The 22,884-nt window shown below is 50.6% G+C and carries 22 protein-coding genes; 6 read left to right on the top strand and 16 right to left on the bottom strand.

Features of this window, described 5'->3' with window-relative positions; all coding sequences use genetic code 11:
* Positions 1–233: 233 nt before the first annotated feature.
* The 5 genes from KZ483_RS24540 to KZ483_RS24560 form a co-directional block, all read right to left on the bottom strand.
* Complete coding sequence (locus KZ483_RS24540) at positions 234–1,337, bottom strand: N-acetylmuramoyl-L-alanine amidase family protein (protein ID WP_220350176.1); 1,104 nt, start codon at positions 1,335–1,337, stop codon at positions 234–236.
* Positions 1,338–1,450: 113 nt separating this feature from the next.
* Positions 1,451–1,936, bottom strand: coding sequence for an LURP-one-related family protein (locus tag KZ483_RS24545; RefSeq protein WP_220350177.1), 486 nt, complete (start codon positions 1,934–1,936; stop codon positions 1,451–1,453).
* A gap of 223 nt (positions 1,937–2,159) precedes the next feature.
* Positions 2,160–2,852 carry a glycoside hydrolase family protein gene (locus KZ483_RS24550; protein WP_220350178.1) on the bottom strand — a complete coding sequence of 231 codons (693 nt, stop codon included), beginning with the start codon at positions 2,850–2,852 and terminating at the stop codon, positions 2,160–2,162.
* Positions 2,758–3,138, bottom strand: coding sequence for a hypothetical protein (locus KZ483_RS24555; protein ID WP_220350179.1), 381 nt, complete (start codon positions 3,136–3,138; stop codon positions 2,758–2,760). Before KZ483_RS24555 ends, KZ483_RS24550 begins: the two co-directional genes overlap by 95 nt.
* Before the next feature lie 80 nt (positions 3,139–3,218).
* Positions 3,219–4,379 carry a PQQ-dependent sugar dehydrogenase gene (locus KZ483_RS24560; RefSeq protein WP_220350180.1) on the bottom strand — a complete coding sequence of 387 codons (1,161 nt, stop codon included), beginning with the start codon at positions 4,377–4,379 and terminating at the stop codon, positions 3,219–3,221.
* Positions 4,380–4,716: 337 nt separating this feature from the next.
* On the opposite strand from KZ483_RS24560, the gene KZ483_RS24565 reads away from it, so the two are divergent.
* On the top strand, positions 4,717–6,270 hold the full coding sequence (locus tag KZ483_RS24565; RefSeq protein WP_220350181.1) for an MDR family MFS transporter: 1,554 nt from the start codon (positions 4,717–4,719) through the stop codon (positions 6,268–6,270).
* 85 nt (positions 6,271–6,355) lie between these two features.
* Here the strand turns inward: KZ483_RS24565 and queF are convergent, their stop codons facing one another.
* The 4 genes from queF to KZ483_RS24585 all read right to left on the bottom strand — a co-directional run bounded on the left by queF (position 6,356) and on the right by KZ483_RS24585 (position 8,870).
* The gene (queF, locus tag KZ483_RS24570) at positions 6,356–6,853 is read right to left on the bottom strand and encodes a preQ(1) synthase (RefSeq protein WP_220350182.1); all 498 of its coding nucleotides are present in this window, start codon (positions 6,851–6,853) and stop codon (positions 6,356–6,358) included.
* A gap of 146 nt (positions 6,854–6,999) precedes the next feature.
* Positions 7,000–7,287 (bottom strand): DUF6509 family protein, encoded by a 288-nt coding sequence (locus tag KZ483_RS24575; RefSeq protein ID WP_220350183.1) that lies wholly within the window; start codon positions 7,285–7,287, stop codon positions 7,000–7,002.
* A gap of 16 nt (positions 7,288–7,303) precedes the next feature.
* On the bottom strand, positions 7,304–7,738 hold the full coding sequence (locus KZ483_RS24580; RefSeq protein WP_220350184.1) for a hypothetical protein: 435 nt from the start codon (positions 7,736–7,738) through the stop codon (positions 7,304–7,306).
* A gap of 235 nt (positions 7,739–7,973) precedes the next feature.
* Positions 7,974–8,870 carry an aldo/keto reductase gene (locus KZ483_RS24585; protein ID WP_220350185.1) on the bottom strand — a complete coding sequence of 299 codons (897 nt, stop codon included), beginning with the start codon at positions 8,868–8,870 and terminating at the stop codon, positions 7,974–7,976.
* Between the two features lie 273 nt (positions 8,871–9,143).
* On the opposite strand from KZ483_RS24585, the gene KZ483_RS24590 reads away from it, so the two are divergent.
* Positions 9,144–9,683, top strand: a complete 540-nt coding sequence (locus tag KZ483_RS24590; RefSeq protein WP_220350186.1) for an NAD(P)H-dependent oxidoreductase — start codon at positions 9,144–9,146, stop codon at positions 9,681–9,683.
* Positions 9,684–10,035: 352 nt separating this feature from the next.
* Positions 10,036–12,291, top strand: a complete 2,256-nt coding sequence (locus KZ483_RS24595) for a bifunctional diguanylate cyclase/phosphodiesterase (protein ID WP_220350187.1) — start codon at positions 10,036–10,038, stop codon at positions 12,289–12,291.
* A 233-nt stretch (positions 12,292–12,524) separates the two neighbouring features.
* Here KZ483_RS24595 and KZ483_RS24600 read toward each other — a convergent pair whose 3' ends face one another.
* Together KZ483_RS24600 and KZ483_RS24605 are read right to left on the bottom strand one after the other, a co-directional pair.
* Positions 12,525–13,829, bottom strand: a complete 1,305-nt coding sequence (locus KZ483_RS24600; protein WP_220350188.1) for a dicarboxylate/amino acid:cation symporter — start codon at positions 13,827–13,829, stop codon at positions 12,525–12,527.
* 109 nt (positions 13,830–13,938) lie between these two features.
* Positions 13,939–14,979, bottom strand: coding sequence for a DctP family TRAP transporter solute-binding subunit (locus KZ483_RS24605; protein ID WP_220350189.1), 1,041 nt, complete (start codon positions 14,977–14,979; stop codon positions 13,939–13,941).
* Between the two features lie 88 nt (positions 14,980–15,067).
* Here KZ483_RS24605 and KZ483_RS24610 point away from each other — a divergent pair, with 88 nt between their 5' ends.
* The 3 genes from KZ483_RS24610 to KZ483_RS24620 all read left to right on the top strand — a co-directional run bounded on the left by KZ483_RS24610 (position 15,068) and on the right by KZ483_RS24620 (position 18,933).
* Complete coding sequence (locus tag KZ483_RS24610) at positions 15,068–16,675, top strand: ATP-binding protein (protein ID WP_397376131.1); 1,608 nt, start codon at positions 15,068–15,070, stop codon at positions 16,673–16,675.
* On the top strand, positions 16,659–17,426 hold the full coding sequence (locus KZ483_RS24615; protein ID WP_220350191.1) for a response regulator: 768 nt from the start codon (positions 16,659–16,661) through the stop codon (positions 17,424–17,426). The genes KZ483_RS24610 and KZ483_RS24615 overlap by 17 nt, the downstream gene beginning before the upstream one ends.
* A gap of 88 nt (positions 17,427–17,514) precedes the next feature.
* Entirely contained in the window at positions 17,515–18,933 is a 1,419-nt protein-coding gene (locus tag KZ483_RS24620; RefSeq protein ID WP_220350192.1) for an NAD-dependent malic enzyme, read from the top strand.
* Positions 18,934–19,064: 131 nt separating this feature from the next.
* On the opposite strand, the gene KZ483_RS24625 is transcribed toward KZ483_RS24620, so the two are convergent.
* The 5 genes from KZ483_RS24625 to KZ483_RS24645 all read right to left on the bottom strand — a co-directional run bounded on the left by KZ483_RS24625 (position 19,065) and on the right by KZ483_RS24645 (position 22,759).
* Entirely contained in the window at positions 19,065–19,391 is a 327-nt protein-coding gene (locus KZ483_RS24625) for a DUF3139 domain-containing protein (protein ID WP_220350193.1), read from the bottom strand.
* 64 nt (positions 19,392–19,455) lie between these two features.
* Positions 19,456–20,484, bottom strand: a complete 1,029-nt coding sequence (locus KZ483_RS24630) for a CapA family protein (protein WP_220350194.1) — start codon at positions 20,482–20,484, stop codon at positions 19,456–19,458.
* 92 nt (positions 20,485–20,576) lie between these two features.
* Positions 20,577–21,362 (bottom strand): arylamine N-acetyltransferase family protein, encoded by a 786-nt coding sequence (locus tag KZ483_RS24635; protein WP_220350195.1) that lies wholly within the window; start codon positions 21,360–21,362, stop codon positions 20,577–20,579.
* A gap of 106 nt (positions 21,363–21,468) precedes the next feature.
* Positions 21,469–22,365: an alpha/beta fold hydrolase gene (locus KZ483_RS24640; protein ID WP_220350196.1), complete on the bottom strand. Its 897-nt coding sequence runs from the start codon at positions 22,363–22,365 to the stop codon at positions 21,469–21,471.
* 205 nt (positions 22,366–22,570) lie between these two features.
* Complete coding sequence (locus KZ483_RS24645; RefSeq protein WP_220350197.1) at positions 22,571–22,759, bottom strand: small acid-soluble spore protein H; 189 nt, start codon at positions 22,757–22,759, stop codon at positions 22,571–22,573.
* Positions 22,760–22,884 lie beyond the last annotated feature (125 nt).

The following is a 22,884-nucleotide window of genomic DNA, read 5'->3' on the forward strand; positions in this document are numbered from 1 at the left end:
GAAAAACTCTCCTTTGGCCGGTCTGTTGACACTATATGTATATACCATGTATTCCAGCGAAAATATGAAGATAGACCTATATGGTTAACCATCTATTTCCTAACTATAGCACACTAGTATTCCGTGGAGAACGGATATGACGCAATTTTTGTCATTTTATGCCGAATATAAATGAATGAAAACAAGAAAACAGACCGCCCGGATCGGGCGGCCTGCTGCTTATTGTATGTAAATCAACTGCTGAAGTAGTCCTCCACTCCATCGACTATCGCTTTGGCTGCTTTCTTCTGATATTCGGAGCCGCGGACGATCGATTCGTCCCTTGCATTGGACAAGAAGCCCAATTCTACGAGCGTGGAGACCGTATCATTCTCACGCAATACATGAAGATCGCCATAAGAAATTCCGTTGCTCTTCAAACCGATACCGCCTGAAAGTCTTTGTTCAACAGCACGGGCCAGCGGCCGATCTTTCGTTTCCGAGTAATAAAAGGTCAGCGTGCCGGACGCATTATTCTTCGATGAGTTATAGTGAATACTGACGAAAGCATCCGCATCCGCGGATTCGCTTATCTTCACCCTTTCGGATAGCTCGGGCTTCTCATCTTCCTTCGTTCTTGTCATCACTACGCGGGCTCCGCGTCTGCGAAGCTCATCCCTGACATAAAAGGAGGTGGTCAAATTAAGATCTTTCTCCAGTGTTTCATACTTCACTCCGATCATCCCGGGATCGTCTCCACCGTGGCCGGGGTCAATCACGATCACTTTTCCCTTAAGTCCCTTTGAGGTGCTCGAGGGGATCGATGCCGTTTGCACCGTGCCCTTCCCGATATAACGTTCCGATACCCAGCCTCCTTGTCCATCGGGCGTCCGGATTCGAACCCATCCGTCCTGACTGCCCACGATCGTAACAGCCTCCCCTTTGGTGACGCTGCCCAGAACCTTATAATTCAACCCGGCACCTGCCCTGATACGCAGCATATCCGCCAATATAATCGCCTTGCCACTCTTGTTCGGGCTGCTTTGTTGAACCGTATCGGTTGAAGCCGTAACAACACTGCCATCCATTTTCTTCAAATAATAGCCTGCTACCCAACCGGTCACCCGGCCGGACTTGATGCTTGACCATCCATGCTCCTCATCTGAAACGGTCACCATGTCGCCGTTCTTCAAAGCGGCCACCACCGGTGATTGTGCGGACGGCTCGCTGCGGACATTCAATGAGTCGGCGATTACTTTGGCCGTATAATTACCGCTTGCTTCCACGCTGTTTGGCGGAAGACCGGAAATACTAATTAGCCCACAGATCAAAATTGCCAGATATACAATTTTTTTCATAGAAGTCTCCTTTAGTATTCATAGAGTACATAGGAGTATTATTATACCAGCAAATACTAGATTCGTGCACAGTTATAACGCAAAAATTTATAGTTCTGCTGTGGCGGTCCGTACTAGCTGGAACGCTGTCGCTTCTGAATTGCGTGCACGCCCATCACCACCGCTACCAACTCATAGCTGTCCAGCCGCGAAGAATCGTTCTGCAAACAGAAAGCACCGGACTGAAGCCAGCTGCTGGTTCTAGCGAATGCAGCGACCGTCTGCCCGGAAATATCTTGAATGCTGTATTCTTGCGAAAATGCCGGTGCGGTAATTTCGTATATCCCCCGGTCTCCTGCATCGTACTCGAATCGCTTGGAGAGGAAACTCATACGCACCCGCAGCACACCAAGCAGACGTTCTCCTTCACCTGTTATCTCCCACTTGTTCGAGAAGAAGGGAAAATGTCCTGCGCATACCTTAGTCCCCGTCTTATCATAAACGTCCAAGGATGAGCCGAAGGCAGTTTTCAAATCCAGCGCACCTGCTGATTCACCTTCTTCGTTCATGATATCTCCAGTTCCTGAGTTGAAGAAATTGTCTCTGAAATAAAGCTCCATTCAATATTTCCTCCTCTTGAGCACTAGCAGGAATGCCATTTCTGCGATAGTTGATTTTTATACTTAACATCTCATTCATCCAAACGCAAAATAATCTTAAAGGTTGCATGAATCAAAGGAAAAAACCTCAACAGATTTATGTGTTTCAACCCTAACGCAACGAGTGGCTGAGCAGGGTGTTATACCTGCTCAGCCACTTTTCGCTTTTGATCCACAGCCAGGGCTATCGCCAGTCCCAGCTCAGAAGATCGTCGCTCCATGCAATTCCGATACACGCACGGGTATCGAAGATAACGCGTTCATCCTCCGGACCCGTGCCATGAAAGAACATGAGAAACTTCCCGATACCGGGTACCTCTCTGCAGTCCAATACAAAGCCGGCGGTGATTCTGCCCTTGGCCCAATCCCATTCCTGCTGTCCTAATGTAAGCACAATATCTTCATGCGTCCAACTCTTCAAGTCTGGTGATTTCATGATCCCGATCCCGTTCTCCGGAGAGTGAAACATCACATACTGATCGCGGACATTCAGAATGCAGACGTTCTCCCCCGCACTTTCGCTGCCATAATAAGTCCAATGCTTCAGATTGTAGGAAAACGATGAACTGACCCCATTTTGCTTCTGAAGGCACATGACCCACCGGTCCTTGAAACAGACAACATTTCCCGGGCTTGAGAAGTTCATGCTGCGGTCTCTCTTCGTGAGCAGCACCGGCTTACTCCAGTTAAGCAGATCCCTGCTTTCGCTTGCAGCCGTATACATATATACCTGCCCGTCCGGTTCGGTCTCGACTAACGTGTAGTACAGCCGGAATATTCCCTCATGATAGAGAGCAGCCGGATCGCGGTATGCGATCCGGCTGCTGCCTTGAAGGATTACGGATGACTGGATGCTGTCCAGATTCGGAATAATCAAGCTCCTTCCACCTCCGTTGATTCATCAGCTTTTCAGAGTATAGTTGAATCGATTGGTTGAGCAGCGAGCTGTTGATGAACTGGATCATGGAGTTGTCGATCGTTTGCAGCAGCTGCTCGACATTGAGCTGAGTCTGAATAAGCACCTGGGCATTGCCTTCGTTCACTTTCTCCTGTATGATCCCCCGTGATTTGAAATAAGAAAGACTTCCCAGCGAAACGACCGGGATCGTAACAAGGATCATACTGAATGCTATTAATCTGCGTAAATATCTTGACTTCAACATGGCGCCCCCTTGATTATTCAAGCCAATGGTGTCTCTCCGCCAGAGTTGTACAGCCGGAATGTTTCTTTGTTATATAGAAATCATGAAGGGGGTTCAATACGGAGCAGCCGGTCATCCCGGCTTCCCGGACTGCCGCGGCCGTCCGTGTTGTTCGTAATCACATAAATCGCGCCTCCGCGGATTTTGACATCTCGCAGACGCCCCTCGCTTGTTACAAGCACCCGCTGCTTACCGAGGTCCGGCGTGAACAGAAGCAGCGATTCCCCGCGCAGCCCCGTCACGAGCCATTCTCCGCGGGAATTTGCCGTCATTCCGGAAGGCGCAAGCGTATCGTCACCGGTATGATACGACGGAGGGGTTATTCCTTGCCTTGTCTCATCGCCGATCACATCCGGCCAGCCGTAATTGTATCCCGGTAAAATCCGGTTTAACTCGTCATGCCCCCCGGGTGAGCCGGACGGCCCGTGCTCGGAGCTGTACAATTCGCCCTGCTCATTCCATGCTATCCCCTGAGGATTGCGGTGTCCGTAGGAATAGATATAAGATTCCCCAAACGGATTGTCCTTCGGAATTGTACCGTCCTGCCGCATGCGCAAAATTTTACCGGCCAAGCTCGTCTTATCCTGCGCCAGCTCTTTCCGCTGCGCGTCGCCCGTTGTGATATACAAATTGCCGTCGGGGCCAATAGCCAGCCTCCCCCCGTCATGAACGGGAGCGCCGGGAATCTGGTCCAGCAGCGTCTTTTCCTCGTCCCAGCTATTTCCGTCCCCGTTCTCCGCAATGGCGACAACCCGGTTGTACAGCTGCCCGTTCTCTTCGTAGGTATGGTAAATAAACGCTCTCTTGGACGATGCAAAATCAGTTGCAAGAGCAAAGCCAAGCAGCCCTCCCTCACCCACTTGTTTGACTGGTTTGAGCAAATGGAGCTTCTGCCGGACCGCTGCCCCGTTTACCAGCTTTACGATCGCGCCATCACGTTCACTGATATAGATCGTCTCTTCGCCGGCAAAATCAATGGCCCACGGCGACTGCAGTTTGTCAGCCAGAACCTCGTACTTCGGCGCGCTGTCCTCTGAAGATACTGCCGGTTCCTCTTCAAGGTTAACCGGTTCGGGCGGGCTGCTTCCGCATCCGGCTGTAGTTATCGCCAGCATAATGAACAGTACCGCGAGCTTCCTCTGCGGGACCCGTGTGCCCTGTGATTCCGCTCTCGTCTTCCTGTCAGCTGCCTTTCTTTCCATCAAATCCCCTCCTATTTCAACTGTTCTTCGAAGCTCCTAAGGTCGTTCCCCAAATAATTCATAACCACTGACACTAAGTTGTCAGGGAAGCTGTTTTATTATTACTAACAGAGAGTTCGTTTTGTTAAGTCGTTCTTTAAAGGAGGAAAGTGTCTATCGGCAGGCAAATTTATGGAATATCGTGAGGTCGTCATCGGTGTCAGGCCGCTTAGAGAATAATATGGAGACGTGTTGACCAAAACTTTAGAATCAGCATCTTACTTTCGAGATATAATTGAAAGAATTCGGCTGGAAAATTTACACCATTTACTATTAAGTATAGCGAGGGGTATCACTTATGACAAGAACAGCGCAAGGTAATAAAGTCGGTTTCATCCTGGCGGGGCTGCTGCTCGGCATACTTATGGCCTCAATGGACAATACGATTGTGTCCACAGCGATGGGAACCATCGTCGGGGAATTGGGCGGACTCGATAAATTCGTTTGGGTCACTTCCGCTTACATGGTTGCCGAAATGGCGGGCATGCCTATATTCGGCAAATTGTCGGATATGTACGGGCGCAAACGATTTTTCATATTCGGAATTTTAATGTTTATGTTCGGCTCCGTACTATGCGGCACTGCGCACTCGATCGTGGAACTGAGCATCTACCGCGCCATTCAGGGTGTCGGAGCAGGCGCGCTTATACCGATCGCCTTTACGATTATGTTCGATGCGGTTCCTGCAGAATCGCGCGGCAAGCTGGGAGGCTTGTTCGGCGCTGTATTCGGACTCTCCAGCATATTCGGACCGCTAATCGGAGCGTATATAACGGATTACATTAACTGGCAATGGATCTTCTACATCAATCTGCCTATCGGAATCGTCGCCTTCATTATGGTAACCTTCTTCTATAAGGAGTCGCCTGTTCATACCCGCCAGAAAATCGACTGGATGGGCGCACTAACGCTTGTCGGCGCAATTGTCTGCCTCATGTTTGCACTCGAGCTCGGCGGCAAGCAGTATGCATGGGACTCCTCGTTGATCCTCGGTCTGTTCGCAGCATTTGCCGGGCTTGCCGCGATCTTCCTGTATGCGGAAACACGGGCCGAGGAGCCGATCATTTCCTTTGACATGTTCCGCAACAAGCTCTACGCATCCAGCAACGTAATCGCGCTGTTCAGCGGTGCGGCTTTCATAATCGCATCGGTATATATTCCGATTTTTATTCAAGGGGTGCTGGGCGGAAAAGCGACCAACTCGGGTCTCGTCCTGCTGCCGATGATGGTGAGTTCAGTCGTCACGGCAACTGCAGGCGGCTTCCTCATCAACAAGTTCAGCTTCCGCTCCGTAATGGTTCCTACCCTTGCTCTGCTCGTTGCCGGGCTGGCATTGCTTGCCACTTTGTCCCCGGAATCATCGATGTTTACCATCAGAGCTTACATGATCCTGGTCGGACTTGGCATCGGCGCTTCGTTCTCGGTGCTTGCCAATGCAGCGATTCATTCCATATCGGCAAGACAACGCGGAGCGGCCACGGCTACGCTTAATTTCCTCAGGTCGCTTGGAATGACGATTGGCATTACTGTCTTCGGCATCATCCAAAGTCATATGCTGACCCGGCAATTAACCGAAGCGTTTGCCGGGACAGACAAGACGCAGATGCCCAAAGGCGTTGATTTAAGCGATCCGCACTCCCTGCTTGAGCCGGCAGCCCGCGCGCAAATACCGGCTCCGATACTTGAGACAATATCGGCAGCGCTCTCCTCCTCGATCGTTCACACATTCGCTTGGGCGCTCATCCCTGCAGCTTTATCGCTGCTTGCGGCGTTCGCAATGGGGAAAGAGAAGATGGACCCCGCAGCAGAAGGGGAAGAGGAAAGCTATCGTACCGCATCGGCGAGCCATTAGACTTCAGGTTAACCAAACAAAGCCGAAGCCGGGAAATCCCCGGCTTCGGCTTTGTAATTCCTGCTCCATACGTTTCGCACTTCATTTAACGATTGTCGATTTTCTCCGGGTACAGGTCATGGTTCATGAGCCGGTATTCCGCCATCTGCTCATACTTTGTGCCGGGACGGCCCCAGTTGCAGTAAGGATCGATGGAAATGCCGCCCCTCGGCGTGAATTTCCCCCATACCTCGATATATCGGGGATTCATGAGCTTGATCAAGTCATTCATAATGATGTTCATGCAGTCCTCATGAAAATCTCCATGGTTGCGGAAGCTGAACAAGTACAGCTTAAGCGACTTGCTCTCCACCATTTTGACATCGGGTATATAGGAAATATACAAGGCCGCAAAGTCCGGCTGCCCCGTTATCGGGCATAGGCTGGTGAATTCGGGACAATTAAATTTAACGAAATAATCCCGGTTCTGGTGTTTGTTCTCGAACACTTCCAGAATCGATGGGTTGTATTGGAACAGGTATGACGTGCCTTGATTGCCCAGATGCGTCAGTCCGCCAAGTTCTTCTTTGTTTCTCCCTGACATTGTCTCTCTCCTTCCGGTGGGGGCCGTCAACATTTAAGAGCCCGCCTTATGCGAATACCCACCGCATTCGTCTATTTAACGCAGGTAGTATACCATGTTTGCCATCATGGGTCTACCGCTTGGGAGAGGACAAGCAGGAGAGAGCTCTATACCGGCAGATGCTCCTGACAAAAAGCGGCCAATGCCGCTTCCTCATCGGCTTCCATATCGAACTCCAGATACTTGTCCGTTGTTCGCTCGTACAAGTCGTATTTGATAATTCCTGTACGGCTTTCTTCCACAAGATAGATCACCTTCGCATAGACACCATTCTCGGAGTATAACTCATCCTCCTCCGGTATTTCCAGGTCAAGCACGAACTGATAACGCTTGCCCGTCAATATTCCAAATGGATCCTTTACCTGCTCCGCACTATATTCCGTGACTGTTAACATTCGACCATTCCTTCCATCACTTCAATTTCTCGACCTTAAATACAAATCTCCATTTTGCGGTGTTACCCGAGTATCGTCCTCTATTTTCCACGACCGACACGTTAAGTATGTATTCTTTTTCCCCGGATAATGTGGAAGCTTTTACCTTCTTTACAGCCTTTCCGCTGTCCGGTATTTTATCCTGCTCCTCTGCTTCCGCCCCTAACGTGAGACTGGACGAGGGTTTGAGACTTAACACTTGATTGTCTCCTTCTTCAATCAGCTTTCCATTTACGGTGGCCTTTGTCGCCCATTCATTGCCGACATGATGATTTTCAATTAACTCGGCGCTAGCCAGCGTTATCTTGACTCTCACCGCATTGGATTTATTTGCGGCAAACACGGTTTGCCCCGAAAGCGTTGTGAGCAGCACTATGCACATCCACACTTTTATTCCAAAATGACGCACCATTCAACCTCCGTAATTAACTGTCATGAGACAAATGATGCTCATCGTCTGTGCGGCTCACGCACGCTAATCATACCCTCATTGTGAGAAATACTCAATATACTTCCCCAGCCGGTATCGTTTTCGCGAATGCTCCTGCATCGCATAGCCCCATTTGAACGAAGAGGGCTACCCTTCAAGCGGATTTAGCCGCTCACCGGATAACCCTCTATATAAATTGATATAAGTTTCCATTCCGTCAGCCCTGCCCCACCCAATCGGCCGCGGCTTTCTCCTTCCACCTCGATCGTATCTCCCGGTACTCATCGCCGGATAATAAACCGTCATTGAGCAGCTTGGCGTTCTCCAGCCAGCGGTCGGTTTTGGCCGTTCCGACAATCGCCGTATGAACACCCGGTACCGATAAGGTAAATCGAAGCGCGGTCCGTACCGAATTCCTGAGATCACCGTGTAGAAAATCATAATCCAGCTTCTCCAACCGTTCCCAGTAGGTGTGCTGGTATCGGTCTTCGGGCTTCTTGCCTGTTTTCCATGCCACGTTTGCGATAGGTCGTTTAGCCACGACTCCCATCCCCTGCTTGGCAGCTTCAGGAACGGTGAGCTCAATGGCCTCGGAGTCGGCAATATTGATGGATGTTTCCAGTGAATCGAATTTCCCGCTGCGAACCGCATACAACGCAGCCTTATGATCTCCGCTGTAGCCGATTAAACGGGTCTTCCCCTTTTCTTTGGCACGCATCAGCACATCGATCACATCGCCTTGCCGAAGAAGCTCTTCCGAGCAGCTGTGAAGATGAATGACATCGATATAATCGGTTTGGAGCCTGCGCAAGCTGCGGTCAATGCTCTGCTCCAGCAGCATCGGATTCCAATCAGGGAGATCAAAGCCGGACGCATGCCCGCATTTGGTAAATAAATAGAAGTCGTCGCGACGGTGTGAAACCGCCTTTCCGATCAGTTCTTCGCTGGAGTCATAACATTCTGCCGTGTCGATGACATTCAATCCGGCATCAAGCGCACTTCCAAGCAATCTTCCGGCCTGTTCGACCGTCGCTCCTTGAAAGCCGATTTCCGCTCCGCCGAAGCCCAAGATACTCACGTTCATCCCCGTATTTCCATACTGACGTTTCTCCATCGGTTAACCGCCTCGCCTTCATGAATGAATGATTAAGAAGGAAAAAGTTATCCAATTACCCCCTACAGGGCATGTTATGAATTACCCGTTTCGGGGTACATTATAACGGGATAGTCTGTGTTTATACGGGTAGTAAATTCTGTAAGGAGAAATTTTGTTGACAAAGAATTTTCCGATGATTATAGTTGTATGTACAAACAACATTAAACGATTGAGCCGGATGCCGACGAAACCGTATTGAAGTGTATTACCCAAACGAAGGAGACGATTAAGATGAAAACTTTAGTCATCGCAGCTCACCCGAATATCGCCGAATCCCGCATCAACAAAGCATGGCTGCAGGAACTGCAGCAGCATACTGATATTACCATACACCAGTTGTATGATGCGTATCCCGATAAAGTTATTGATGCGGCGAAAGAACAAGCATTGCTGGAAGCGCATGACCGAATCATTCTACAGTTTCCGCTCTTCTGGTATAGCTCCCCTTCCTTGCTCAAGGAATGGCTCGACACCGTTCTTGCATACGGATGGGCCTACGGCTCGGGCGGCAATAAACTGCACGGTAAACAATTTGGTCTCGCGATTTCGACGGGAGGTCCTGAAGAATCATACGCCGCTGGAGGCTACAACCGCTTCACCTTGTCTGAATTGACCAAGCCTTTCGAAGCGACAAGCAATCTGATCGGCACCCAATATCTGCCGATGTTCGTGCGGGGCGGCGTCCGTAATGTGTCTGATGAGGAGCTCGCTCGAAGCTGCGCCGATTACGTTAAGCACGTAACATCCGATTCTCTTGTACCGGTCCAATAGGCGCAATTTCTCCTAAGCTAATTTCATGCAGCGAAAGAAAATAGGACTTAAGTATAATAGTTTGACTGTATGTGCCGCCTTGATGTCCAAGCATCGAAGCGGCACTTTTTGATTTGGCAAAAAGGCTCCGAACGCAGAGTCCACTTGCACTGATTGCACTGAAAACCGCTCCAATTTCGATTAATTTCGACATTATTTTTTAAATTATTCATTCAGCTCGTGGAGGTATTTGTCGATTTGTCGCGAATTGATTTACAACATATGGGATCATTCACTGTGAATGAAAATAAATCTTTTGTCCTGAGTCCGACGACCTATCTCAAATACCATTAACTGGAAGGAGACTTCGTTGATGTACCGGTCTAAAAACGCCGCGATGGCTGATACCGCTTTCGTCAAAAGATGGATCATACTCGGCTGCGTATTCTTGTCTCTTGGAAGCTTGTTATGGTGGGTCACGGGAAAGTACGAGGAGCGTCTTATTCTGGAAACAAACCGCGATGCCGCTGCGGAGCTTGCTTCCAATGCCTCCTCCCTTACTCTGTCGATCAATCGCAGGCTTATGCTGACAGGAGGATTGAAAGGGTTTATTGACGCGGAGCTTACCACGGAAAGTCACATTGACCGAAAACATTTTGACGCGTTTGCATCCTATTTCATAAAAAACATTCAGGGTGTGCGCAACTTGAGCGTTAATCCCGATGGGATAGCGCGATATGTGTACCCGATAAAAAACAATGAAAAGCTTCTGGGTTTGAATGTCTTCAATCATCCTAATCCGGAGATTCGGATGAATGCCGAAAGGACCAAAAAGACCCACGAAGTGACGATTGTCGGACCATTCGAGCTGATACAAGGCGGTCTGGGCATCGTCTCCAGGCAGTCTGTTTTTGTTAAAGGCCGCTTCTGGGGCTTCACTTCTGTAGCTCTGGACTTGCCCCCGATCTTGGAGGAAGCCGGATTGCTGCATGGCCAGAAAGGGATCGACATCGCCGTAAGAGCGAACGGGAATGTCTTCATGGGCGATCCGCATCTATTCAAAGAGTCGAGCTTAATCGCAAAGATACAGCTCCCTGAAGGATTCTGGGAGATGGCAGCGATACCGAAGAAAGAGGAGTTCGCTTCGGTCCGGACGGATGTATGGACAATAAGGGGATCCTGTCTATTCGCCCTGCTGCTGCTGATCTATTTCTTATATGCACAGACTGCGCAGAGAGCCAGGTTGCAGGTAATGGTTCAAGAACGGACCGAAAATCTGCTTAGTGCGAACCAGCAGCTGGAAGGAAAAGAGCATGCACTGCGTTATATGGCCTATCACGATTCCGTAACCGGCCTCAATAATCGGCTTTTCTTTCACGAGCATCTCAATGAGCTGCTGGAACAGACGAAACAAACCGGCCATTCCATTGCGGTGCTGTTTCTTGATCTGGACCATTTTAAGTTAATCAATGACACGAATGGGCACTCTTTCGGGGATCTCCTTCTGCAGCAGGTTGGAGACCGGCTGTCGGCCACACTGCCGAACAATGAGGTAATTTCGAGGATCGGCGGGGATGAATTCACCATTATATTGCCCGATATTACCGCTTATCATCAAATTGAGGAATTGACTAACCGCGTAATCAACATGTTCCAAATCCCGTTTTATTTGAAGGATACGGAGCACTATATAACGTCAAGCATCGGGATTGCCGTATTTCCCGAGCATGGAGCGGATTCGCAGGCGCTGCTCAAAAACGCCGATACGGCGATGTACCGGGCAAAGGAGGAAGGTAAGAACAATTACAGGTTTTACGATTGCACCATGAATCCCGATGCCGATGAAAAGCTGGAAATCAAGAACAGCCTTCGCCGGGCGCTTAGCCGCGGTGAATTTGAGGTCTATTACCAGCCGCAGATCGGAATCAATACCGGGCTGATTGTCGGGCTTGAAGCGCTGATCCGCTGGAATCATCCGAAGCTCGGCATGGTGCCTCCGTCGAAGTTTATCCCAATCGCCGAAGACACGGGACTTATCGTTCCAATCGGTGAGTGGGTCCTCCGAACGGTCTGTGTTCAAAGTCAGGCATGGCAATCCTCCGGCATTCCGCCTGTAAAAATTGCCGTTAATCTGTCGGCGCGCCAGCTTCAACAAATTAACCTGGTCGGTCAAATCAAACAAATTATTGAAGAAAGCGGACTGAACCCGGGCTATTTGGAGCTTGAGATTACAGAGAATATGGCGATGCAGGATGCGAATCTGGCCAAACTGAGTGAGCTGCGGGATATGGGGATTACGATCTCTATTGACGATTTCGGAACTCACTATTCATCGCTCAGTTATTTAAAACGCCTTCCGGTGAACAAGATCAAAATCGACCGTTCCTTCGTCATTGGCATCTCCGAGGACCCCAAGGACGAAGCGATCATTATAGCCATGCTGCTCGTTGCGCGTAATTTGAATTTGACGGTTATTGCGGAAGGGGTCGAAACCCTGGCCCAATATTCCTTTCTGCGAACGAACCAGTGCGACGATATTCAGGGGTTCCTGTTTTATAAGCCGCATCCAGCCGGACATATTGAACAAATTCTGCACAACCATTCGCGTACGTGTATCGAGAATAGGTGAAAAAGATTGCCGGTCATGCGTTAACGTCTTCCGATTGCTGTCGGATGTCCCTCAAAACCATCTCGTTCGCGTCGTGAACGCTGCCGTGAATCGTCCCAAAATTCTCACCAAAGCCGTCATTTACGCCTAGTGCGGCCCATCGCCCGGAAGCTAAAAAAGAGCAGCCCCTAGGGTCATCGACCTTGGGACTGCTCTATATGGGCTACACGGGCATCAAGAGATGCTCTTTACAATCAGACCTTACCTACAGATGTGCGGGCGGTTCCCGCCGTCATAACGGTATTCGCCTCAACCCCCGCCTCTGCCGGCTTCTCGCCTGGATGGAACTCGTTCTCTATCTTGGAAATAACGACGGTTGCGACGCCGTTGCCGATCAGGTTGGTGATGGCGCGCGCTTCCGACATGAAGCGGTCGACTCCGAGCAGCAGAGCCATCCCTGCAACCGGAATGGTGGGGAATGCCGCGAGCGTTGCCGCCAGTGTGACAAAGCCGGAACCGGTGACGCCGGCCGCTCCCTTGGAGGTGAGCATGAGTACGCCGAGCAGTGTCAGTTGATGCCAGATGGTCAAATCTACGCCCATCGCCTGTGCCACGAATATAGCGGCCATGGACAAGTAAATCGATGTGCCGTCCAAGTTAAAGGAGTAACCCGTAGGAACAACAAGACCGACAACCGGCTTGGAGCAGCCGTATTTCTCCAGCTTATCCATCATCCGCGGCAGGGCCGACTCCGATGAAGAAGTGCCGAGCACGAGCAGGATTTCTTCTTTGATGTAACGGATAAATTTGAAGATGCTGAAACCGTAAATGCGGGCAATCCCGCCGAGGACTACGATGATGAACAGCGCCATGGTAAGGTAAACCGAGCCCATTAGCTTGCCTAGCGACAGCAGCGAACCGATTCCGAATTTGCCGATTGTGTAAGACATCGCACCGAAAGCCGCGATTGGTGATACCTTCATGATTATGTTGACGATACCGAAGAATGCCTTCCCCAGTTTGTCGAATAAAGAGATTACCGGTTTGGAGCTATCCCCCATAGCGGTTAACGCGACTCCGAACAATACGGCAAACAATAGAATTGGGAGCAGGTCGCCACCCGCCATCGCACCCACTGCGTTATCCGGGATTATACCGAGAACAAAGTCCATAAATCCATGGCTCGTTTCAGCCGCCGCTGTCGTATACTTGGTAACATCGCCTGTTGCTTTGCTGGCGTCGATCCCCACTCCCGGCTTGACTAAATTGACGACGATAAGACCGATTGCGAGCGCGGCGGTGGTGACGATCTCAAAATACAACAGCGCTTTGCCGCCGATGCGTCCGACCTTTTTCATATCGCCCATGCCCGCTATACCGTTCACAACGGTGAAGAATACGATCGGTGCAATGACCATTTTGATCAGCTTGATGAAACCGTCGCCGAGCACCTTCATCTGTTCAGCGAGCGGCGGAAAGAAGTATCCGAACAGGATACCAAGAATAATGGCAGTCAAAACTTGCACGGTAAGATTCTTAAAATTGATTTTAAAACGCATGAGAGCAACCTCGCTTCCTTTTTTGAAAACGCTTTATTGTTTTGAGTTGCCCTCATTGTAAAAGAGAAACCGCTTCCAAACAAGCATAAGGTCATATTGTTCCTTTTGGTTATTTTGGTTTGCCGATATCGTCCATCAGACCACTGCCGATGGTTGATCTAAACTGCCCGTACAATGGTGCCAGCTTCCGGACCCACTGCGCTCTTTCATCTGCGGTAAGGGTATGGATTTGCAAACCACTGATTTCCTTCAGCTTACGCAGCTCCTGCTCGTGTAACGTGTTCATCGTTTTACCCAGCCATACCGTCGTTTCATCCAAAGCCTTTTGCAGCATCTGTCTGATGTCGGGCGGAAGCCCATCCCAGAATGTTTTGTTAAATATGACCACGTACCCCAAGTAACCGTGGTTGCTGATCGTCATGTACTTCTGCACCAGATACAAGCGTTTGCTCACAATATTGGAAATGGTGTTCTCTTGCCCGTCCACACTTTTGTCTTTCAGATTCCCGTACACCTCGTTGAACGGAATGATTGATGTCTTCGCGCCAAACGCCTTAAATTGGCTGACGAGCACCGGGCTCGACTGGATGCGGAATGTCTGATTGCGAAAATCAGCCGGTACCCGAAGCGGCCGCACGACGCTTGTCATCTGTTTGAATCCATTCCCCCAATAAGCGACGCCCTGCATCTGTTGTGCCCCGAGCGTTGCAAACAACCGCCGTCCAAGATCGCCCTTCAGAGCGGCATTAACGGCATGCTGGTCGGCAAATGCAAACGGCAGATCCATCACCATCCACGCCGGGTCAATCGCGTTCATCTTTGAAAAAGAAGGCGCGATCATTTGAATATCCCCATCTTGCAGCGCCGCGATTTCAGTATCGTCAGAGTATAGTATGCCATTTGGGAAAACCTGAATTTCCACACGGTCATGAGACATGCTCTTCACCAGCTGGGCGAAATGCGCTGCCGCCAAACCTTTAGGTGTATTCTCTGCAACGACATGGCTGAATTTGATCACAATACGCTCCTTCAGACCGGTCTGCTCGTTATCGGTGGGTAGCGGGCCCGTCGATTGCGGCCGGAAGCCGATTACATAAGCGGTAAACAGTCCAAGCGCAATAAACAATCCGATGCCGAGCCAAGTTTTCACGGTAATTCCTCCCGGTTGCTATTTTACACTCATTATTTCACAATAGAGACAGATGGTACAAGAACACGGAAAGGAGCGGGACTTGTCCGTGAATCGTATACGCATTTATTGGAAAATCGTTGGGTTATCTTTCGGACTGGTGCTCTTCTCGCTTCTGATCGGCGGAATTATAGTAATCGGCAATGTAACCAGGATCAAAGAGGACGAGCTTCAGCAGCGGCTGCTGATCACAGCGCGGACAGTGGCCGATCTGCCTAATGTACGGGAATATGTCGGGCGGCGTAACGGCATGCTTCAGATCGCGCCGGTTGTCGATAATATCAGAATCATCAATAACGTCGAATATATCGTCGTGCTTGATATGGACAGGATTCGCTACTCCGACCCCCTCTCGAAACGAATTGGCAAGCCCTTTAATGAAACGGATGCGGATGAGGCCTTTGCAGAGCAGACATATATTTCCAAAGTTAAGGGAGAAGCCGGTGTCGGCATGCGCGCTTACGTCCCGGTTATGAACAATCAACACGAGCAGATCGGCGTCGTCGTAGCCGGCGGACTGCTGCCCGGACTCGGGGAGCTGATCGGGCAAGAGCGTCAGTCCATAGCTATCACCGCCCTGCTCTCCCTGCTATTCGGAATATTGGGCTCTGCTCTGCTTGCAAGGCATATCAAGCGGCAAATGTATAATCTGGAGCCGCAGGATATTGCCCGCATGTATCATGAGCGGAACGCGGCGTTTCAGGCTATGCACGAAGGCGTGATCGCGATCGACCGCAATGAGACGATTACTATCTTCAACGAACGGGCCATGCAGATATTCGGTGTAGAACAGGAAGCGGTAGGACGACCGATTCGCGAGGTTCTCCCCGAAACCAGGCTCCCGGAAATTATGCAGCTTGAGCAGCCTGTCTTCAATCAGGAGCTGCGGATCGGCAAGGCGCTCATCTGGAGCAACCGGATTCCCATTCGCGAGCAGGGGGAAACGGTTGGCGCCATTGCGATTTTCCAGGATCGAACCGATGTGGCCAGAATGGCGGAGGAGCTTACCGGCGTTCGTGAATTCGTCGATGCGCTGCGGGTGCAGAATCATGAGCACAGCAATAAGCTGCATACAATTGCAGGATTGCTTCAGCTCGATAAGAAAGACCAAGCGCTGCAGTATGTGTACGATATTTCCGAGCAGCAGGAAGAAATCACACGGTTTCTGCAGGAAAAAATTGAGGATGACGGTGTCGCCGGGCTGCTGCTGGGCAAAATCAGCCGAGGCAAAGAGCTCGGCATTCACGTCCGGATCGATCCGCACAGCCAGCTAAGACGCTTTCCTCCGATGCTGGACCGCCACGATTTTGTCCTGCTGCTGGGTAACCTGATCGAGAACGCAATGGACGCTTTGGCCGACATCAAGCATGAAGAGAAGGAAATCGATATCAGCATGGAGCAGAATGAAGACCTGCTCTCCGTGCTTGTAGAAGATAACGGCTGCGGAATGACGGAGGAAGCCAAAGCGCACATGCTCGATCGCGGCTTCTCTACCAAAAGCAGCGAAAACCGCGGAGTCGGGCTATATTTGGTGCAGGGCATCGTGCAGAAAGGCCGCGGACAGTTGAGGTGCGATTCCGAGCCGGGCCGGGGTACTTCGATCGAGATTACGTTTCCGATGAGAGGCGGGGGGATGCAGCATGACAACGAATCATGAATCAGTATTCCGTGTTGTATTAATCGAGGACGATCCGATGGTTCAGGAGGTCAACCGTCAGTTCGTTGAGAAGGTTGAAGGCTTTCAGGTTGTAGGAATCGCCGGAAACGGAAACGACGGCCTCCGGCTGATTGAAGAGATGTCTCCGAATCTGGTATTTCTCGATGTGTTCATGCCTTCGCTGGGAGGTGTGGAAACGCTTCGCCGGCTGAGGTCGATGTCGCTGCCGGTCGATGTGGTCGTCGTCACGGCTGCGAAGGATGCGGAAACGATCCGAACGATGCTGCGCAGCGGCGCATTCGATTACATTATTAAACCGTTCAAGCTGGAGCGGATTCGGCAAACGCTGGAACGTTACCGCGCGCAGCATGAAACCTGGACGGAGGACCCCTCCGTTACACAGGACGAACTGGACCGCCTGCTGATGGGCGACCTCTCCTCTGACGGCGCGAAACCAAATGCCGGCTCAAGCCGTGAAACGGCTAAATCTATATCCAGTGAGCAGGAGGATCTGCCGAAAGGCCTGAACGCTGCGACTCTGAAGCAGGTACTGCTCGTCCTGAACCGCCATGACAGCGGGTTATCTGCAGAAGAAGCGGCCGATGGGGTAGGCATTGCCCGTGTAACCGCAAGGCGCTACCTGGATTACCTGGAGAAGACCGGCAGTGTCAAGCTGAAGGTAAATTACGGCGGCGTCGGTCGGCCGGTTAACAGGTATGTGCTGGCCCGTGACCAAAACGATCAAAAATAACAATATGTTCAAAAGCTTCCCACTCTACCATGTAAACGGTAACATAGATGCACTGGGCAATAATTTCGTTTACTGGGAGTGAGTACACATGGCAATGCCGGCGACAGCAAGCACCAACATCGTCCTGCGCCTCGAAATGGATAAAGAAAAGGCAACATTCGGACGGATTGCCACTGCGATCGGAGAAGCCGGCGGCGATATTGTCGCCGTTGACATGAGCGGCGCAGGCAAGAAGACTACGATTCGGGACATTACGGTTAACATTACCGAAACGCATCGCAGAGAGTTAATTGTAAGCGTATTAAATAAACTGCCCGGCGTCCAGGTGCTTCAGGTCTCCGATCAGACGTTTCTACTGCATCTTGGCGGTAAGATCGAAGTGACGCCTAAGATGACGATCAAGACCCGCGACGATCTATCGCGCGTCTATACGCCTGGCGTAGCGAATGTATGCATGGCGATCCATGAGGAGCCAAACCGCGCGCATACGCTCACGATCAAGCGGAATACAATTGCCGTTGTATCGGACGGGACTGCCGTGCTCGGACTCGGCAATATCGGGCCGCTGGCAGCTATGCCCGTCATGGAAGGGAAAGCGATGCTGTTCAAGCAGCTTGCGGGCGTCGATGCATTCCCGATCTGTCTTGATACTCAGGATACGGAAGAAATTATTGCAACGATTAAAAGGATCGCACCGGCCTTTGGCGGAATTAATCTGGAGGATATCTCCTCTCCCCGCTGTTTTGAAATCGAGCGGCGGCTTGTCGAGGAGCTGGATATTCCGGTATTCCATGACGATCAACATGGAACCGCGGTTGTGCTGCTCGCGGGCATCTTGAATGCGGTCAAGCTGGCGGGTAAAGAACTCAAGGATTGCAAAGTCGTTCTGTGCGGCGTCGGTGCCGCCGGAATCGCCTGCACCAAAATACTGCTTGCGGCTGGGGTAACCAACATTGTCGGGGTTGACCGTGCCGGCGCGTTGGTAAGCGGCCGCAATTACGAGCATGAAGCATGGAATTGGTACGCCGAGAACACGAACCCCGAGCGGGAGCAGGGCTTACTGTCCGACGTCATCACAGGAGCCGATATCTTCATCGGAGTGTCCGGGCCCGGTGTACTGAAGGCGGACGATATCCGGAAAATGGCCCAAGACCCTATCGTCTTTGCAATGGCCAACCCGACGCCTGAGATTTCTCCCGAGGAGGCTGAGGGGCTGGTGAAAGTACTGGCCACAGGGCGCTCGGATTATCCGAATCAGATCAACAACGTGCTCTGTTTCCCGGGATTGTTCCGGGGCGTTCTGGACTGCCGTGCCTCACGCGTCACGGAGGAGATGAAGCTCGCGGCCGCCCACGCTATCGCGGCGGTCGTAACGGAGGACGAGCTCAACGAGTATTACATTATACCAAGCGTATTTAATCCGCATGTCGCGGACAAAGTGAAGGAAGCGGTTATCTCGGCAGCATATGCTTCCGGCGTAGCCCGTAGACGGGACCGGGGATTGTAACCCCTGCCGCCTGCAGATACATTTCCGTAAGCAAAATAACCCCAGGTCGAACCGGCGCTTTCCCGGATCGACCTGGGGTTATTCTCATTGCGGCTTATTGCGGGTGCGGGTATCCAAACCGGGCTCATGCTTTATTCCTTATGTTTAAATTCGCCGCTATCTTTCGATTCATCCGGATATATCTGCACAATCCGGTTATTCGCTTCTCGATAGATATATACATTATTGGGCTCATCTTTGAAAATAACCCGAATTTGATAAAACGGCAGCTTTCCGATTGCTCCATCAATATTTGAGATTTCATCTTTCTCATAATGTTTCTGAGTGGTCAAATATTGGAAAATGCGGCTCTCCAAACTGTTTAGCTTGAAATTTATATACAAAGCCGCGCCTACCGTAAAAGCAACGATTAAGATGGAAACCACAACTATTGTTCCGGCCAGTGTTCTCAAAATCACACGCCCTAACAAATCATACTTATTCTTCGCGAATAGAGTTTTTGTACCCTCGTTTCACTCGCAATTATTTGATTTTTTTCCCCTTTAAAATCTTCTTCGTGTCGGCCAGCATGCGTTTCATTAACATGTGCTGCCTTGTTTTCAAACCGGAAATGTGCCCTTCCAAGACATCGCGAATCGGGATCACCTCGGTAATTCCTCTGCCGCCCGTTTTTCTTCGACTCACATGAGTCGGGATGTAGTCCATTCCTGTTATCGCGGTTTTCCCCGTTTTACCTTTCTTAATTTTCAGGGTAAGAATGATACTGCTTTGTGTATGGGGGTTATTTCTGAGCTTTGTGGAGACGAAATTACCCAAAGAATAAATAACGAACCGCTTCTTTCCTCTTGCCGATAACGGTTGAAGAACATGCGGATGGGAACCCAGAATTATGTTGGCCCCATTTTTAAACAGAAGGTTAACCAGCCGCTTCTGGCCCTTGTTCGGTATAAACTGGTACTCCCTACCGAAATGCAGACATACGATAACGAGATCGGTGCCGCTTTTTTTGAGGGCTCGCATATCCCGGATGATCCTGCCCGCGCGCATCTTATTGACCAACCAAGGTCTGCTTGCAGCTACGGGAAGCTTGTTTGTCATTTCCGTATAGGAGAGGATTCCGATCTTGACGCCCTTTACCTTCTTGATCAGCAGCTTTCTGGACTCCTGCAAAGAGCTAAACGTGCCCGTGTGATCGATTCCGGCGCTGTCCAATACCCGAATCGTGCGGAGCAGACCGGCGGTACCGTAATCGACACAGTGATTGTTCGCAGTCACTAATACGTCGAAGCCGACTTCCTTAAGCGCCTTAGCCATCTGATCCGGGCATTTGAACAACGGACCTATCGATTGCCGCCATTTGGGGTGTTTTCTGCCCCCTCCGGGGAAGGTCGTTTCGAGGTTTCCAATCGTCAAATCCGCTTTTTTCAGATAGGGAGCGACTTTAGCGAACAGGTTCTCAAACGAATAACTCCCGTCCGGAAGCTTGGCATCGGAAATGATAGAACGTTTGACCAGAATATCTCCTACCGCAGCTATTTTCAATTCAGTCATCGTGCATCCGCCTTTTTTCCATTTTGATTAGAATATGCGGGCGGGCTGAATAGGTATAGGCACAGGAAATATTCTTTGGCTGGACGGGTATTTCACTCTGTTGAAATGCCGAAATAAGTGCGCAGAGCTTCGCTGTACTCTTCCATCGTCTGCGGCACAAAAGCTTTTACCCCCTCGGAGGTAAAGATGCGAAACTCCTTGCCTGCAATAGTGTTTCTCCCCTCAAGGGTACGGAGCGCCACCATGGCGTCTTTAGTGAAAATGGAATCCGGGGAGTTCTCGCACCAGTAAGTGGCCATAATAAAGTCCTTTGGCAGCTGCGGCTCCTCGGTGAAGGAATAAAGCCGGCTCCACTGCCCGTGCTTCAATTCACACAGCATCCAGCCGTAATAGGAATCGCGTTCAAGCCGGTAACACTCGCCGCCCTGCTCATGCTCCAGGCCCTCGGTCATTTGAATCGGCCGTCTCGGTACAATGCCGCCAACACCTACATCACAGAGAAAGAAGTCGTCTCCAGCCTGGACTTTCAAGACTTGATGCCTCCGTTTCGGCGGCGGATTCGGTTCATCGCGCCAGAAGCGGGCCATATAATCCGTTACCGGATACCCGAGCTCCCGCAAGAGCCAACCGAAGAGTGCATTGAGCTCGAAGCAATAGCCGCCGCGGCGGCGCACGACAATTTTCTCATAGAGGTCGTGAAGTTCAAGTGACAGCGGGCGGCGGCGAAGGATATCGAGATTTTCGTACGGCACAGCATGGAGATGCCGCTCCTGAATTGCAGCGAGAGCGGAGGCGCTGCCGTCAACCGGACCTTCATAGCCTATTCTCTCGAGATAGGCGCGTACCTCGGCTTTAAGAATATGACGGCTGTCATTCATTTGCGTCGACTCCTTCTACCGTTTTACTAATGATTATATGGGATGATGAATTCTCCCCGCAATCATTAGTCAGAGGGACGATGGAAGTTAAAGAGGCGGCATGAACTCAGGCGGGCCCGTTCCCGGCAGGCTGCTGACCGTCAGGCTCCCCGGCCGCCTCCGGGGGGACTACAAAGGCAGCATACGCATCCGGAATTTCTGCTTCTTTCCCGGAGCTGTGCCCCTTCTCCTCGAACACATCATGAATCCAATACCTGATCGCGTTATTCATGTCATATGCCGCTTTTGTCGGAAGCTGATGACTCTTGTTATTTAGCGTTAATACCTCGAAATTCCGGAGCGTCCGCTGCAGCAGCTGGCGATAACGCTTAAAGCGTTTATCCTTTTCACCGTACAGCAGGAGAATGGGCGCTTTTATACGCGACAGCTGATTCGTACAGCTGTAGCCGAGACTATAGCTGTAATATTGGTGGATGTTGCGGATATTGCCGCTCGCAGCGCCTCGAAGCAGATTGCGAAACGTTCGCAGACTGTCCGCATTCCCCCATGCGATCCCCAGCATCAACATAAGACTTAACGATTTCGATCTGGAGAATCCCATTGCGAGACGAATCCGGGTTCTTAGTACAATATCACTCGCTTCCGACATGGCGCTGATCAGAATTCCGCCATACAGGCGGTCCGGATAGGCAAGCAAGGCTTCCAGCGCGATCGATCCTCCCGTCGAATAACCGCATACAAATGCTTTATCTATCTGCAGGTGGTCAAGCAGCTGTATCAGATCCTCCGCGATCAACTCATAGGTAACCGGAATGTCCGACTCAGCGCTTCGTCCATGTCCCCTGATATCGAAGGTCACAACCTGAAAGTCATACGACAGCTCCGCATGCTGATAATTGAAATTGGCGCCGGTCAGCAGCGGGGGATGGATAAATACGACCGGAATCCCTTCTCCGCTCGTCCGGTAATGCAGCATTATTCCGTTAATTTTTGCAAAAGGCATACACGATCACTTCCTTGTAAACCACGGAGTTTAATGGTTTTCGAAATCGGACATCCCCATTATCTTTCCCATATTTATCAAAATAGAGAACCTTAAACTTTGAATTCAACAGCCTCCATTAAAAATAAACCCCGCCGGGAAGCGGGGCTTTCTTGCGAATTTCAATCTGAAAAGAATCCAATTGTTGAATAGAAGGCTGATTATTCTACTCGAATTGCTGTTCGTCAAGGCTGTTCACCGGAACGCTTTGCTCCTGCTCCGGCTGCCCTAGAGGATAGATCCTCACCGATTCGGTCTCTTCATCAACGTGCTGGATATAGACCGGCGTTCCGTCATAGGTAACATTCTTCATTTCCGCAGATTCGGCAATTTCTTTCGCGCGCCTAATATTCATTATCCCAAGTCCTCCATTTTCTGTAATTTATATGGATTTGGCTTAGTATTTACTTACGCGTACCGGGTTATTCGCTCGGGTTATCAGGTCAATCTTCAGGCAGCCGGTTATTCGATTCGGCAACC

Source organism: Paenibacillus sp. sptzw28, assembly GCF_019550795.1.
Classification (GTDB): Bacteria; Bacillota; Bacilli; order Paenibacillales; family Paenibacillaceae; genus Paenibacillus_Z.